The 16,414-nt window shown below is 48.7% G+C and carries 11 protein-coding genes and 1 pseudogene; 2 read left to right on the top strand and 10 right to left on the bottom strand.

Features of this window, described 5'->3' with window-relative positions; genetic code table 11:
• Positions 1 to 44 precede the first annotated feature (44 nt).
• Positions 45 to 173: pseudogene (locus M3650_RS33125) on the bottom strand (glycoside hydrolase family 125 protein); the annotation flags it as partial.
• Between the two features lie 187 nt (positions 174 to 360).
• On the opposite strand from M3650_RS33125, the gene M3650_RS10405 reads away from it, so the two are divergent.
• A complete protein-coding gene (locus tag M3650_RS10405) occupies positions 361 to 2,415 on the top strand; it encodes a methyl-accepting chemotaxis protein (RefSeq protein WP_251574490.1) in 2,055 nt (684 codons plus the stop codon).
• 503 nt (positions 2,416 to 2,918) lie between these two features.
• Here the strand turns inward: M3650_RS10405 and M3650_RS10400 are convergent.
• The 7 genes from M3650_RS10400 to M3650_RS10370 form a co-directional block, all read right to left on the bottom strand.
• Positions 2,919 to 4,244: a glycoside hydrolase family 125 protein gene (locus M3650_RS10400; RefSeq protein ID WP_019423684.1), complete on the bottom strand. Its 1,326-nt coding sequence runs from the start codon at positions 4,242 to 4,244 to the stop codon at positions 2,919 to 2,921.
• A gap of 144 nt (positions 4,245 to 4,388) precedes the next feature.
• Positions 4,389 to 5,765, bottom strand: coding sequence for a sulfatase family protein (locus M3650_RS10395; RefSeq protein ID WP_251574488.1), 1,377 nt, complete (start codon positions 5,763 to 5,765; stop codon positions 4,389 to 4,391).
• Between the two features lie 37 nt (positions 5,766 to 5,802).
• A complete protein-coding gene (locus tag M3650_RS10390) occupies positions 5,803 to 6,636 on the bottom strand; it encodes a carbohydrate ABC transporter permease (protein WP_251574486.1) in 834 nt (277 codons plus the stop codon).
• Entirely contained in the window at positions 6,629 to 7,513 is an 885-nt protein-coding gene (locus M3650_RS10385) for a carbohydrate ABC transporter permease (protein ID WP_019423687.1), read from the bottom strand. Before M3650_RS10385 ends, M3650_RS10390 begins: the two co-directional genes overlap by 8 nt.
• Positions 7,514 to 7,635: 122 nt before the next feature.
• A complete protein-coding gene (locus M3650_RS10380; protein WP_251574484.1) occupies positions 7,636 to 8,967 on the bottom strand; it encodes an extracellular solute-binding protein in 1,332 nt (443 codons plus the stop codon).
• A gap of 730 nt (positions 8,968 to 9,697) precedes the next feature.
• The gene (locus tag M3650_RS10375; protein WP_019423689.1) at positions 9,698 to 11,308 is read right to left on the bottom strand and encodes a response regulator transcription factor; all 1,611 of its coding nucleotides are present in this window, start codon (positions 11,306 to 11,308) and stop codon (positions 9,698 to 9,700) included.
• Complete coding sequence (locus M3650_RS10370) at positions 11,305 to 13,047, bottom strand: sensor histidine kinase (RefSeq protein WP_251574482.1); 1,743 nt, start codon at positions 13,045 to 13,047, stop codon at positions 11,305 to 11,307. Before M3650_RS10370 ends, M3650_RS10375 begins: the two co-directional genes overlap by 4 nt.
• Before the next feature lie 175 nt (positions 13,048 to 13,222).
• Here M3650_RS10370 and M3650_RS10365 point away from each other — a divergent pair, with 175 nt between their 5' ends.
• Positions 13,223 to 14,200 carry a zinc dependent phospholipase C family protein gene (locus M3650_RS10365; protein WP_251574480.1) on the top strand — a complete coding sequence of 326 codons (978 nt, stop codon included), beginning with the start codon at positions 13,223 to 13,225 and terminating at the stop codon, positions 14,198 to 14,200.
• A 98-nt stretch (positions 14,201 to 14,298) separates the two neighbouring features.
• Here the strand turns inward: M3650_RS10365 and M3650_RS10360 are convergent, their stop codons facing one another.
• The gene (locus tag M3650_RS10360; protein ID WP_251574478.1) at positions 14,299 to 16,032 is read right to left on the bottom strand and encodes a glycoside hydrolase family 13 protein; all 1,734 of its coding nucleotides are present in this window, start codon (positions 16,030 to 16,032) and stop codon (positions 14,299 to 14,301) included.
• Between the two features lie 78 nt (positions 16,033 to 16,110).
• Positions 16,111 to 16,254, bottom strand: coding sequence for a hypothetical protein (locus M3650_RS10355; RefSeq protein WP_251574476.1), 144 nt, complete (start codon positions 16,252 to 16,254; stop codon positions 16,111 to 16,113).
• Positions 16,255 to 16,414 lie beyond the last annotated feature (160 nt).

Raw genomic sequence — 16,414 nt, 5'->3', positions numbered from 1 at the left:
AGCAGGAATAGTCCCTGCTCCACCATTTTTTCGTTTTTACGCATTGCCGCTTTCCCTTCGAAATAGAACGGATTTTCTTTGCTCAAAATAAATTTTCGCGAATTTTGATATATCGTATCCTCTACCGTTGTGTATCCGATATACGGAATCGACATCAAGCTTGGTGTACTACTTCCAAAGCTTTATTTACTCGCATGCGCAGCAAAAGCATGTTCATGAATCCAAAATTTTTCTCTTGCCATCTATTTTTCATAAAAGATAATGGGCGACGAAACGACTCCTATATTAAGAATGATGATTTTTTTGGCGATAAATACTTATGTCGAATGTCTTTCAATTGCATCTTGAGGGAGGTCCCCCATGTTGAAAAGTATTAAGGCTAAACTGATTGTTTCATTTTTAATTGCGATTCTGATCCCGATTTCATTGATTGGCGTAATTGTACATCGCAGTATGGTGAATGAAATCACCACTAATTTCGTTACATCGACAACGAACGAAATTTCACAGGTCGACGGCAGAATCGCCCTTTTTTTCGATACAGTGAAAGAGAATGTGCAGTTCTTGGCAACCAGCCCAATCGCCAACAAAGCCGATGGCACCATCACTTCATACATGAAGCAGGCGCAAAACAGGAAGGCAACACCTTCGCAAAACGGCGGCATTGAAACCGAGATTTATAAGGAGTTAGAGCGCTTTGCCCATACGCATCTGAACACGTCTTCCGTGTTTTTGGGCACTGCTGACGGCGGCTACGTGCAATGGCCTGAAGAAGAAGTGGCCGCCCAATATGACCCGCGCTCCCGTCCTTGGTACACCGATGCGTTGGCGAATCCCGATCAAGTGACTATGTCTGAACCGTATGCAGATGCGGTCAGCGGCACTCTGAAAATGAGCAGCGTAACCGCCGTCAACAACGTCAGCGGCAAGCCGCTGGGCGTAATCGGACTCAACATGAGCCTGAGCAAACTGGCCGAGCAGCTCGAAAACATTAAAATCCGGTCGACAGGCTATGTCATCCTGCTCTCCAAAGACGGAACCATTCTTGCCCATCCGCGGGATGCTCAGCTTATCTCTAAAAACATCTCTAAAATAGGCGTGCCCGAATTTGCGAATATCAAAGAAAAAACAACGGATCATTTCGATGTGAACATAGACGGTACTAGCTACATGACGAATCTATATACATCAAAACAAACGGGCTGGAAATACTTATCTGTCGTTGAAAAAAGCGAACTGACCCAAGAAGCCGACAAAATCGGCATGGTCAATCTCATTACCAGTTCGGTATGTGCTATTTTGGCCGTACTGCTGGCGCTTGCAGTTGCCTCGAACATTTCCAAACCGATTCAGACGGTCGTTGCCAACCTGAAGGAGATTAGTTCAGGCGACTTTACAAGGGAAGTTCCGGCTCATAATCAACGGAAAAAGGACGAGGTCGGCGCACTGGGACAATCATTGCATGTGATGCAATCCTCTATCCGGAACTTGGTCACGGAAATACGCAGCGCCGCAAATACATTAGCCGCATCTTCGGAACAGCTGTCCGCCCATACTATGGAGAGCACGAATCAGATTAAAGAAGTCGATTCGATCGTCAAGACCGTCGCTGCAGGCGCGGAGACACAAATGCGCGGGACAGAAGAGAGTTCCAAAGCGATGGAAGAGATGGCTATCGGCATTCAGCGCATCGCTGAGAGCACGACCAGCATATCCGAAACGTCGCTCGATACGACCGACCAGGCGAAACAAGGCAACATGCTGTTGCAGGAAGCGGTGCAGCAAATGAACACGATTGATGAATCCGTTCGGAACTCGGGGGTATTGGTACAAAATTTAGGTGACCGCTCGGAGCAGATGGCCCATATCGTCGATGTCATCACCCAAATTGCGTCGCAAACGAACCTGCTTGCCCTTAATGCGTCAATTGAAGCTTCCCGTGCCGGCGAACATGGCCAAGGCTTTGCCGTCGTCGCCCATGAAGTGAGAAAATTGGCGGAGCGCTCGGCCGCTTCTGCCCGCGAAATTGCGGAGCTGATTGAAGAAACGAGAAATGATGCCCATAAAGCAGTGCAGTCGATGAATCACGTTCGTGAAAGCGTCGGTGACGGAATATATAAAGTGCAAAATTCGGGCGATATGTTCCAACGCATCTTATCGGAAATTACCGATATTGCGAACCAGATTCAAGATACTTCCGCGGTTACGGAAGAGATGTCCGCTGGCTCAGAGGAAGTTCTCGCTTCCGTGAATGAAATCTCGCATATCGCAGAAAAGAACGCGGAGCATTCCACCTCGCTGGTGGAGTTTACGAATCAACAGCTGCTTGATATGTCCACTTTGATGAACAATGCGGAGCAGCTGAATCAAATGGCGCAAACATTGAGCCAGATGATCAGCCGGTACAAAGTATAAAATCCCAATGGCCAAAATACAGTCTGCATATCGTTTTGCGGCCCTGCTCGTACACTTCATTGTACATTTTCCAATGGGGTTTACCTATATAAGTTGAACTATAAACCTTCCGAGTAATTGATTGTGTGCGATGATATTCATACGGCCCAGGGCTGAACGCTAGACTGTACTCCTTTTCCAATCCTCCATTGGATTTTCTCCAACGGAATAGCACATATATCTTTTTACGGTCAGGTTTCATTGGAGTTCATCCAATGCTTTGTCACTCATTCCACAGCAAACGCTGAAAAACAGCAGATCCACTGTACGAAATACAGTCTAAATGCGGTTTAACCGACTAATTGGTACTTTCTACTGGATGTTTTCCAATGGGACTTACTTCGAGCGGGGCAAACAATGCAGTTCAACTTATATAGACTGCCTCCGCCAGGTTCCAAAACGCAAAAAAGTGGTGCAGGAATCATTCCTGCACCACTTTTTTTTACGCCAGCTTCGGCTTGTTATTATTTATCCAACAGGCCGCGCTGCATCGCTTTCCATACCAATTGTGAGAACAGGCTGTTCGACCATGCGAACCAAGCGCGGGTAAACACGTTCGGATCATCCGCCAAGAAGCCTTCATGCATAAAGCCAGTATCCGCATCGGTAGCTTCCAGCATATTGATCATGGCGAGCATTTCATTGTCGTTGTCAGCCGTCAAGCCCTGCATGGACAACGCCATATGCCATACGTATCCGTCCGGTGTATGCGGGCTGCCGATACCTTTTGCCGCTTTCCCTTCAAAATAAAACGGATTTTCTTTGCTCAAAATAAATTTGCGCGTATTTTGATAAATCGGATCCTCTACCGTTGTATATCCGATATACGGAATCGACATCAGGCTTGGCGTACCCGCATCGTCTATTAGGCAATGATTGCCGAAGCCGTCCGTCTCGAAGGCATAGATCTTGCCGAATGTCGGATGATTGTATACCCCGTACAATTGAATGCCGTGGTTGATTTCTTCCTCGAGCTTCGCCATTTCACTGACAAGCGCTTCGTCACGGAAGCCATACTTCGCAATCTCTTGCATTTGGCGCAAGCTGACGACAGCGAACATGTTCGAAGGAATGTTGTAATGGAAGTCGCATGCATCGTCGCTCGGACGGAAGCCAGACCAGGTCATTCCCGTATAGTTCACCGGCATTCCGAGACCGTCATTGCGCAGTGTGTCGATAATCGGACAGTTCTCGCGCATGAAGCGGTACGGCGATTTCTCAAAGTGGTGCTGTTCTGTTTTCCATACGTCAACGATTTTGCGCATCGCCATTTTGAAGTTCGTATCGAAAATATCGGTGCGGCCGGTTTCTTTCCAATACGTATAGGCAAGGCGAATCGAGAAGCACATGGAATCGAGCTCGTATTTGCGTTCCCATACCCAAGGGGACATGTCCGTCTGGTCATTGGCATCCCAGTGCCAGTCGTTAGCCGTTTCATTGAACGCGTTTGCATACGGGTCAATATTGATATAGTACATATGGCGCTTAATCAAGCCGCCGATAATATGCTGTAGATCTTCGTCATCCTTCGCAAAAGGCACATAATGAATAACCTGTTCGACCGAATCGCGCAGCCACATCGCTGGGATATCTCCGGTCAAGACGAAGGTTGTGCCGTCATCCAGCAATTTCGTCGTCGTTTCGAGCGTATTTGGGAAGCAGTTCTTGAACAGCTTCAGCAGCTTAGGGCGATGCGCCAGCTTCTGCTCTGCTTCTTCCAAGACGCGATGTACCGCCTGAGGCAATTCAAACTTAGGCACATCAATTTTCGGCAATCGGAATTGTTCCATGATTTCATCCTCCACTTGTTCTCCACATGATGATGTCTCTACAATCACGAGTACGCACGAGCTGAAAAGAACCGCTTGTCCGTCGTGACTTCCTTCAGTTTACATGGAAACGTTTCAGCTTGCTAGATGAAAGAGCGAACTTTATTAGGTTGCACAAAAATGTTCGACAAAAGGATCGCCAACACGGCGCATCCATTGTTCCATCTCCTGCTCTAGACGCTCCACATGCTGCTTCATCCCCGGCTCATGCGCAAGGTTGCGCGTTTCAGCAGGATCTTCAGTCAAATCAAAAAGTTGAAGCGTGTCTGTTCCTTCATTGCTCCAATCGGAGCGGCGGTAGCGGATCAGCTTCCAGCGTCCGTCCTTCACCATGCGCTGCGTATCTTTATATAACGAGTAGATAGTCTCCCGTCCTTCGTCTCCATTTCCAACCATGAGCGGCTTCATGCTGCAGCCTTCCACGGTAGCAGGAATGTCTATACCTGCAACATCACACAGAGTAGGCATAATGTCCATCTGATACACCAGTCCGTCAACTGCTTCTCGTTCCGGTACGCCTGGTCCCGCCATCAGCCACGGAATGCGAATGCTGTGCTCGTATAGATTCTGCTTGCCCATCAGGCCGTGCTGTCCAACGGCAAGCCCATGATCTGACGTGTACACAACGATCGTATCCTGCAGTCGTCCGCTGTCATCAAGCGCTTGCACAATACGTCCCATCTGTGCATCCTGATGTGTAATCATTGCATAGTAGTCGGCGATATGCTGACGAACCTCATCCGGATCACGCGGCGAAGCGGCGAGCCCTTCGTCACGAATGTGCATCTCGCCATTATCGAATAGATGCTCCACTGCGAAGTTGGCCGGGAGCTGCAGCGCATTCGCATCATAATGCGACGCATACGGCTCTGGCGCAGTCCGCGGATCGTGCGGTGAAGTGAACGCCACGTAGAGGAAGAAAGGTTCCTCCTTCTCATAGGATCGGATAAATGATTCAGCTTCATTCGCGAACAGCTCCGTCGAGAAGGTCATCTCCATCCTGCGCATATCGGCAGTGTACGCTCCGGTCGGATCGTACGGATAGACAGGCACTTGGCGGTGATCGCTCATGCCCCCGAAGAAGATCTGATTCCCGCCACAGAAGCTGCGGTTGAAGCTGGCCTTATCATTGTGCCATTTCCCGACCGCATATGAGTAATATCCATGTGCTCTGAACGTTTCCGCCATCGTTACCTTCTGGGGGGAAATGGTAAGCTTCTCCATTGTATCTCCCAAGTCTTGCTTCACCGTAGCGCCGAAGATGGAAGCTCCCGTATTCAAGCAGGCACGGCATGGGGCGCAGACCGCCCCATCCATCCCGCCGATAATATTCGTACTCTGAAAGCTTACACCGCGCTTGGACAGCGCGTCCAGCGTCGGCGTCTCTACTTCCGTATTGCCGTGAGCGCGAATCGATTCATAACGATGATCATCAGCTACCATAAAGACAACGTTCGGTTTACGCTTCGAGTCTTTGAGCATTGTGCCTACCCCCAATTCGTTATGAGTGAGTTGCGGCTTATCCTTTAACGGCCCCCGCAGTCATCCCTTGCATTATTTTCTTATAAAATGCGAGATAGGTCAAAATAACAGGTAACACAACGATAACCATTGCCGCCATCATCTGCGGATAGTTGACCGTAAATTGTCCGTTAAAATTGGTCAAGCCGACCGGCAGTGTACGAAGCTCCGGACTCTTAATCAACACGAGTGCGAACGGGAATTCGTTCCATGCACCGAGGAAATACAAAATAATCGCCGTCGAGATAACTGGCAGACACATCGGAAGCACAATCGTCAGTACGCGGCGTGTCGTCGAGCTGCCATCGATCGCTGCTGCCTCTTCCACCTCAAGCGGCACAGTCTTGATGAAGTTCTCGAATAGGAAGATCCCCATTGATAAGTTAAAGGCAACGTAAGGCAGGACGAGTGTTATCCGTTGGTCCAACAATCCGAGCGACTTGAACTCGACGAACACCGGGATAAGCAAGCCGTGCACCGGGATAAGCATACCAGCCAGGAACATGAAATAAATGACGCCACGTCCCGGGAAGTCGAACCGCGCCAATATATAGGCTGCCAAGAAACTGATGACAACAGTCAGCACGACGGTCAGCACGGTTACGATGACACTGTTCACAAAGTACGTATCCATCTTCCCGATACGGAACGCGTCGATATAGTTCTGGAAATTCAACCGCGTCGGCAAAGAAATAATGTTCGTGTTAAACTCCTGCTGTGTCTTGAGCGAAGAGTAAATCATCCATAGGATCGGGAATATGCATGACAACGACATGATGAACAAAAAGAGATTGATAAGAATCCGCGGTATGAGCGTCTTCAGCTTAGTCATTGCTCTTCCCTCCAATCAAGCGGCTAATCATGATGAGCCCGACACTAAGTACCATAATGCCGATGGAAATTGCACTGCCGTACCCGAGCTTGAACGCTTTGAACGACGTATCATAAGCGTATTGCGCCATAACAGTCGAGGAGTTGCCCGGGCCGCCGCCGGTCATAACGAAGATACTGTCGAACGCCTTCATGTTCCCCGCAATACAGAGCATCACAGCAATTTTGAGTGTATCTTTCATTAACGGCAATGTAATATACAACGTCTTCTTCATGCCTGTGGCGCCATCAATCTCCGCCATTTCGTACACTTCACCGTTAATGCTTTGCATAGAGGCCATGAAAATAATCAAGTAGAACCCGATATATTGCCACACGATCGGTGCTGTTACGGAATACATGACGACGTTCGGGTCATCGAGCCACGGTTTAATCCAAGATTCCAGTCCCAAACTTGTCAAGAGCCAGTTCAGAAGTCCTGCATCGTTGTTATAAATCATCGACCACAGAAAGCCGATAACGACGGACGACAATACGACCGGGATAAAAATAACGGTACGGTGGAACTCACGCCATTTCACCCATTTATTCATCAAGAATATGGCAATTATGAAAGCTATCCCAATCTGCCCGATAACGCTAAAACCAACAATCAGCAAGTTATTGATAAAGGCTCCCCAGAACTTCTCATCCTGCAGGAGGATTTGATAGTTCTTCAGGCCGATCCATTCCATCTTCGGACCGCCGGACCATTTATAGAAGCTGTACCGTAAAGCGAGCACCAACGGGACTAGCACCATAAATGCATAAATGACAACGCCTGGAATCAAATATGCAAAAAACGTCCAGCGTTTGGGACGGATTGCGGTGTTATTCATCACGGTTCTCTCCTCTCTCTGTTTCGATTTCATCAGGATAACGATTCTCCCGGGCATGCGCCCGGGAGAATTATCCCTATCCTATCCAAGTTTCTCTATCTATCTAACTAATCCATTTATCTCTACATTTCGTTGTCGAATTCTTTTTGCATCACTTCTGCTGCTTTTTCTGGTGTAATCTGACCGATCAGCATATCTTGCATTGCTGCGTTCATCGATTCAGTCAAGCCAGGAGACAAGCGGGAATCGTAAATCGGTACATACTTCGTTGTTTCAAGCATTTTCACCATTTTTTTCGTCATTGGAGACAGATTCAATTCATCCATGTTTTCCACTTTGCTGGATGGAATATCGCCATATTTCAGAATGACTTTCGCTGCATCTTTGTCAGACAAGAATTTCAGCATTTTCGCAACATCATCCAATTTGGCTTTGTCGATATTTACGTTGACAGCATAAGCCCAACCGCCGCCGCCGGATACACCGTTCTGTTCGCCTTTGGCACCGTTGATAGCCGGGAAGATAGCCAACTCTGTCTTGTCGAGAATTTCTTGCGGGCCGCCTGTTTCAACCGCGTTGCTCGCCCAAGCGCCTTCAATAAACATCGCTGCTTTACCGTTATAGTACAGTGTCTTCATTTGGTTGTTGTCGATCGAGTTCATGTCGGTGTTGAACGCGCCGCGCTTCGCCAAGTCTTGGAACAAAGTGAGCGCTTGTACGAATTCAGGGTCTGTAAATTTAGAGCCTTGATTGTTAACAAGCTTATTGAACCATTCCGTACCGGTGAAACGATCACCAAGCGTAGACATGTAGCTAGAGTTTGCAAGCCATTTTCCTTTGTTTCCAAAAGCAATCGGCGTGATGTCTTTCGCTTTCAAATTATCAATAAGCTTCAGGAAATCATCCCACGTCTTCGGAAATTCATTGAAGCCTGCTTGCGCTATGAGATCTTTGTTGTAGTAAATAGAGTGTGTCGGACCGCCGGAGAATTGGATTCCGTACGTTTTGCCGTCTACTTGATACGTATCAAGCGCACCGTCCACGAAGCCATTTTTCCAATCCGCATCTTTATCAAGCATCTCATCGACTGACATTACTAGTCCGTTCTCGACGAACGTCGTTACCATCGAGCTCTTAATAAGGAAGACGTCTGGCAGCTCGTTCGCTGCGGCCAATGTTTTGATTTTCGTCTCATAGTTATCATGAGACTGAACTTCCTGATCCAATTTAATGTCAGGATTTTCTGTAATGAATGTGTCCAGCAATTCCGCTTGGTGAAGGCCGCCGCCTTCTGCGTTTTTGTCAAACATATGCATAAATTTAATTGGTTCTTTCTTGCCTTCTGCCTGCTCACCTGAGCCGGAAGAGGATTGGGACGAGCCGCAGCCTGCAACCACCAAAGCCATGCAGGAAATAAGCAGCATGGACGTCCAACGTTTTAACCCTTTTTTCATGTTGTGTACACCCCTCGTGTATGTCTTCATTAGACTTGCTAACGTTTACAACTTAAGTATAGGAAATTCATACAAGTAAATAAGTAGAGAGAATTATTAAAATGTCCGTTTTTTTAGCCTCTTCGAGTAACTATTACTTTTATTTCCTGAATTGCCCCTGTGAGTGCCTTTCACGAAATATCGTTACTCATCATATGGAAAATGCAGCGCGGGACCTACTCCTTCAAAATTTCAGCACCATGTTATCTCTTCTATTCTCCCCTTAGTCCCACTATCTCCTTGATTCAGTATCCCAGTCGTAAAACCGCTCACATCCGAACATCTGCCTATTTTTCGATTTCCGATATGTCTATTTATCCCGATTGCCGAAATCCCCATTACCTACTCATGCGAATTCTCCCGCTCTTATAGAAACCACTCCTGTCTGCCTATGAGCATATATCACTTTAGTCGTTGGAAAAGCGGTATGTTTGCTTCTGAGCCTGAGGGTGATTGGGCAAAAGGGACTAACAGACGAGTCATTTATTTGCTGCAAGGCAGGTTGGTCAGTTATGTTTAATTGCGAGTTAACCGGTATGGTCAATGATCAAGTCCTGAGTCGGATAAAATGCGGAGAAAGCATAGTGAATAGACAATCAGTTGTGGATGCCCGGGCCAATACCGCAAAAAAGGACAGGATAGCTCGCAAGCCGTCCTTGTCCTCTCGTCCATATTGTGCAATTTAACCGCATTATAACTGATTTCGATACTCCTTAGGTGTAGTGCCCGTATACTTTTTAAAAATATGAGCGAAATATTTATAGTCGTTATACCCGACCTGTTCCGCAACCTCGTACACTTTGAGGCTGACATCCCGCAGGAGTGGCTTCGCCTTCTCCACCCGGAATTTATTCAGCCATTCCGTAAAGTGCTCGCCCGTTTCCTGCTTGAACACGCGGCTGAAATAATTCGGCGTAACGTAGACGTGCCCCGCGATATCTTCGAGCTTCAGCTCCTCCGCGTAATGCTCCTGAACGTATTGAATGGCAACGGAGACGATATTCCGGTAACGGCTTGTCTTATATTGCGAAATGGTTTGGATGAACGATTCGAACATTTTCAGGAGCCACTGCTTCATATCGTGCGCTGTCTCATACTTTTTCACCTCATCATATGGGTTCAAGAGCACCGGATCCAGATCGGTACGCTTCACACCCATCTGCTCTACATGCGTTGTCGCAAGCACGACAAGCTTCACACAGAGCGTCTGAACATGCTGATACGATACGCCTTCCTCCGCACAATGGCGAAACCATTTGTCCAGCCGTTCCTGAATGCCTGCGAAGTCCATCGTCGCAAGTCGTTGCAAGAGCTCGAGTTCTTCTTCCGTAGGGATAAGCATCGGCGATTTCATTTGGGCATGCTCTTTCGCATCAAAGACGATGATTTGCCCTTTGCCACGGTACACCTTGCTTCGAATCGCAGACATCGCCTCCTCCATGCTCGCTGGTACGTTAGCGAGTGAAGAAATGATGCTGCCGATGCCGAGCGTTACCGATAGCTTGACATAACGGCGCACACATTGCTGCATTTCCTCACAGCATGCCGTAATAAGATGCTTATTGCTCATGTTCACACTTAAGAGCACTGCCAGCGTATCTTCCTCTGTGCGGCAGACCGCGGTCGTAAACTTCTCTCCGAACAGCTCTTCTGCAATATTTTGAATAGCGAATTGTATGAGTTCCTTCTCCCGATCCGTCGATTGCTCCATAATGAGACGATAATCGTCAATATCGATAACGACTACGGCATATTCGGGTCCATCCAGCGGAATGTGCAGCTGCCTCGCCCGATCGCGAATCGTCACTTCGTCTTGGTGCTCGCCCTTTAAAAGTCGGTTCAGCCACTTTGCCTGAATGTAAGGCATACTTTCCCGCAGAAGCATGCCATTATGCGATTCCTCATTGTGACGTTCCCGTTCCGCGCGGATTTGATCCCTTAGCTTTGACATCAGCTTTGTCATTTCCTCAGCTCCAACCGGCTTGGTCAAATACTCGCTGACACCGATTTTGAGTGCTTGCCTCGCATAATCGAAATCGTCATAGCCGGACACGATCACGATCTTAATGTGCGGCTTCTGCTCCTTCAGCTTGGCAGCCAGCGCCAGCCCGTCCATCAGCGGCATGCGGATGTCAGTCATTACGATATCAGGCTGCAGCGATTCCGCCAGCTCCAACGCTTCTTGCCCGTTCCTCGCCTCACCGATAATCTCGATGCCAAGCGGCTCCCAATCGATAGAGGTGCGAATACCTTTTCGAATGATGACTTCATCATCTACAATCAATACTTTAATCGCACTCATGTCATATCCTCTCCCGTCTTCCAAGGCTGTATGATTTCTACGATCGTTCCGCCAGCCTCGTTATTTTTGAAGGTCACTCCGTAGTCATCGCCGAAGTAAAGCTGAATCCGGTCATTTACATTTTTAATCGCAAAGCCGCGGTTATTAGCCCCGCTTTCGTGCATGAGCCGCTCCATCTCCGCCACATCGACCCCGGTTCCTGTATCCGAGATGCGATAGATAAGTTTGTCCTCTTGCCGGAATACGTCCACTCGAATGCAACCCGGCTCGCCCAGCTTCTCGATGCCGTGAACAATCGCATTTTCCACGAAGGGCTGCAAGATGAGCTTCACAGTTCGCCCATTAAGTGTATCTTCATTATCGGTTTCCAAATGAAAATCTATCATATCCTCGTACCGCTTTTGTTGAATAATCATGTAATTTTTCAAGTGATTGACCTCGTCGCGAACCGTTGTCAACTCTTGGCCGCTATTCAGGCTGAGACGGAACAGCTTGGATAGCGCCTCGACCAATTGAGCCGTTTCGTATGCCTTCTCCATCCGGCTCATCCAATAAATCGTATCGAGCGTATTATATAAGAAATGCGGATTGATCTGCGCTTGAAACGCTTTAAGCTCCGCTTCCTTCTTCCTCAGCTCCGCTTCATATACCTGATTGACCAGCTCATGAAGCCGCTCGTTCATCCGGTTGAAGCTGCGACCGAGCTGGGCGATTTCATCGTTACTCTGAACTTGCACGCGTCCTTGGAACTGCCCCCGTTCCATCCGCAGCATCAAGCTGCGCAAATGCTGAATCGGGCGGATAATCCGCTTCGAGAACAGGATGGCGGTAACGACACACACGACGAGTGACGCAATCATAGCGATGAGCATTATTTTCGTAATAACGGCGTTCTCTTCCAGCATCTCCTTGAGCGGAACGGCATGCGCGATCCGCCAACCGGTCTTGGCAATGCCCGCATACGTAATCAAATACCGTTCCTTATCCATAGCAACCGTATAGTAGCCGTGATCCCCCTGGGCCTGATCTGGAAACTCGAAGTTATCCGGAAGCTTGGAATAGACGTTGTCATCCACCGTCGACGTTAACACAAACCCCTCTTCATTCAGCAAATAGAAGCTGTCGCGGGTGCCGATGCGCTGCTGGTTCAGCAGTTGGCGCACATAATTCAGATCGATATTAACTTGAACCATGCCAAGCCGGCGTCCGACATTGTTCACATCCCGAATTTCGCGGATAAAAGACAGTGTCTCATAGTTGTTGTGCTTCTGTATGAACCACAACGGCTTGCCGCGCAGCCGTTTCACCTCTTCCAGCATCATGCCATTCATGCTGACAGCCTCCGGGTGTGTGCTGAACGTTACCCCGTTCTCGCCCTGCAAATAGATGGAGTGAATGAATTCCTTCATATTGGTGAGATGAAGGAAGAACCGTTCCATTGATGAGATTTCTCGCTCGAGGCTTTCATTGGATGCAGGATTGCTAAGCAGGAACCGCCTGACCTCGTCCGATTGGATGAGGAACAATGACGTATCGTGCACATAGTCTGTCATGAACTGCACATTCAGGCCGACCTGCGCGACAGTGTTAAGATCAGACACCGACACTTTCTGCTGCAAAATATCTGCCGACCACCAATAAGAAATGGAGCCAATGAGCAATATCGGAATGCACACGAGCAGAACGGTGAATTTGAAAATTTTGTGTTGCAAGCTGACAAATGTGCGCGCGCGTATCATAGAGTCGTCTCCTTCGCTGTAGTTATCGTCTGTCAAACATGCTGCTCCGTACCATTTCGTTCAACGTTTCTCATTATACAAAAAGGTTGACAACTTTGCCTACAACACGTCATCTTGATTATAGTGGGAATTTACCGACAACGAATAGAATCCGTTAACGAAAGGGAGGGCCAACATGCCCAACATATGGACGCATTTGCTGTTCGGCCAAGAAGCGCTTGCTCAGGCTGGGCTCGCCGAATGGATTAAGGATGAGAACCGGAAACGGTTGTTCAATATGGGCTGTCAGGGGCCGGACTTCCTGTTCTATCATCAGTTTTTCCCTTGGCAGCGCATTACCGTTATGAACGAAATCGGTTCAGCGATGCATAACGAGTATTGCGGGCCATTTATTCTTGATCTGCTCTCTTCCGTCTCGCCCCAACAGCCGGAGAACCGCGTATATGCCTTGGGATTTCTGCTCCATCATATCCTTGATCGCCATATGCATCCGTATGTATTCGTTCGATCGGGATTCAAGAAATGGGACCATCAACGGTTCGAGGTGCTAATGGACACGCATGTGGTGCGGAAGAAGATGAGTATGGAGACATGGAAGACGCCGGTATGGAAGGAAATCGATACAGGCGGACAATTTCCACAGGATATCGTGCGCTTGTTCGAGGAGCTGTCTAACAAATATTATCCGGAACTCGCCCGTCAGGCCAAGCGTGAATATTGGAACGGCGCGAACCGCGATATGGTGCGTGCGCAACGCCTGTTCCATGATCCATATGGCGTAAAGACGGTATTAACCTTCAAGCAAATCGAGCCGTTTGTCTATAAGCGAAATATTCCGCCCTACGATGTATTGAACGAAGCCCGTACAGCGTGGCCCGACCCGACGGGAACGAACGAAACGTACACGACAAGCATATGGGATATGTGGGACACGGCGCGGGAAGACGCGGCACGCGTACTGACGGCGACGCTCGCTTATTGGAAGGCTCGGGACAACGCCGCGGAAGCGAACGGACCAGATGCAGGACAGGACATCGCAGGTGCCTATAATACGCTGCAAGTAGCAATCGGCAATCGCTCGTATGAGACAGGGCTGGAGATGGAACATAACCGTCCTATTACGGTCGAAGATCCGATATGGCGCATAGGGTGAACAAAACGGACCCTCTTCGCACATTATTTTAATGTGCGAGAGAGGGTCCGTTCTTCCGTTTTAGAGGAGAACACATCATATGTTGCAAAATCAAGCATTCAGCGTGCGGCTATTTCAAGCACCAACGCCTCGAACGGACGCAGCGATGCATTCACGAACATATCGAACGGCACGTCATCGTAATTGCCAATGATGCGTGTAAAGGTGCACCCCTTCCATTCTGGAGGACAGTGGAACGCAGCGTCATGACCCGCGAAATTCAACAGTACGACCCACTCCTTGCCTTCCCAGGAACGTGTATAAGCATAGATGAATTCGTCCTCTTCCAGCCAGAGACGGTAATCGCCGTACACCATAATCGGATTCTGCTTCCGCAACCGGATGAGCGCTTGATAGTAGTAGAAGATGGAGTCCGGATCCGAGAGCGCCTGTTCCGCATTGATATCCGTGTAATTCGGATTGGATTCCAGCCAAGGCGTTCCCGACGTGAAGCCGCCATGCAGAGATGCATTCCACTGCATCGGCGTGCGCGCATTGTCGCGGCCTTTGGCATAAATCGATTTCATCACGTCAGCCGGATCCTTGCCGTATTGCTCCGTATGCTCGCGATACATATTAAGGGTTTCAATATCTTTGTATTGATCGATGCGATCGAAACGGACGTTCGTCATTCCGAGCTCTTCCCCTTGGTAAATATACGGTGTTCCTTGCAACGTATGCAGCAGCGTCGCCAGCATCTTGGCGGATTGCACCCGATACGCGCTGTCGTCGCCGAAGCGAGACACCATGCGCGGCTGGTCGTGGTTATTCAAGTAAAGGCTGTTCCAGCCGCTGTCTGCAAGACCGGTCTGCCATTTGTGCAAAATGGAGCGCAAATCATGCAGCTTCCATGGCGTCACATCCCACTTGCCTCCGGCGCCTGAATCGACCTCCATATGCTCGAATTGGAACACCATGTTGAGAGAACCGTGATTCTCACCCGTAATTTCACGCGCCTGTTCCACCGTAACGCCCGGCATTTCACCGACCGTCATCACCTCATAACGGTCAAGCACCTCCCGCTTCATTTCTTGCAAATGCTCCGTCAGATGCGGTCCGTTCATGAAATGCTCTCCACCCCACGCATACCGTTCCTCGCCGACACTCGGCAGTCCCGGTGTTTTCGAAATAAAGTTGATGACGTCCATGCGGAAGCCGTCAACGCCTTTATCAAGCCACCAGCGCATCATGTCATAGATTTCATCGCGCACGCTCGGATTTTCCCAATTCAGATCAGGCTGCTTCTTGGAGAAGAGATGCAAATAATATTCATCCGTGCACTCATCATGCTGCCATGCAGAGCCGCTGAAGACCGATGTCCAATTGTTCGGTTCATGGTCACCGCGGCCCGGACGCCAATAATAATAATCACGGTACGGACTGTTCACCGATTCGCGCGATGCGGCGAACCAGGCATGTTCATCAGATGTATGATTAACGACCAAATCCATGATGAGCTTCATCCCGCGCGCATGCATCCCGTCTATTAACACTTCCCAATCGGCAAGCGTGCCGAACTCTTCATGTATCGCCCGATAGTCGCTAATGTCATAGCCGTTGTCATCGTTAGGCGATTCGTATACCGGCGACAGCCAAATGACATCGATGCCTAATGTTTTCAAATAATCCAGCTTGGATATGATCCCCTGTAAATCGCCAATTCCATCTCCGTTGCTGTCATGAAAGCTGCGCGGATAAATTTGGTAGACGACAGCTTCCTTCCAAAATGTCCGCTTCGCCCCATTTGTCTCATTCACTTCACTCGTTGGAAACACTTGATCATTCTCGTTCATATGAATGCCTCTCCTTTAATCTAGTTGATCTTGCCTTGGCCTGCTGCCCTTTCGTCGAAGATGCGCACCATAGCGGCGTCAAATTCTTTTGAAGATCCAGGCCGCTTCCTTCTGCTTCGTGCCGCGCACCATGACGAGGTTCTCGCCGCCCAAGCTCCAGAACTTGGGCAGCATGCCCCATCCGTGAATACCGGACAAAAATTCCGTGTGTTCTCCTTTCATGATCGAAGTACTTCCATTATGATGTAGGACCTTCAACTAAGTAACCGCTTATTATGATGAAAAAGGTGTCTATTATTAGCCTGTTGGATGAAGAGGATGCAGTCAATTCTGCAACATGGTGTCTTAAGTGTCTTATGTTTTGATTTCGTTCCTCTCCATT

It is taken from the genome of Paenibacillus sp. MER TA 81-3, assembly GCF_023713585.1.
In the GTDB taxonomy this organism is placed as follows: Bacteria; Bacillota; Bacilli; order Paenibacillales; family Paenibacillaceae; genus Paenibacillus_B; species Paenibacillus_B profundus.
The sequence above is the reverse complement of the archived record's forward strand: the minus strand, read 5'-3'. Positions and strand labels throughout refer to the sequence as shown.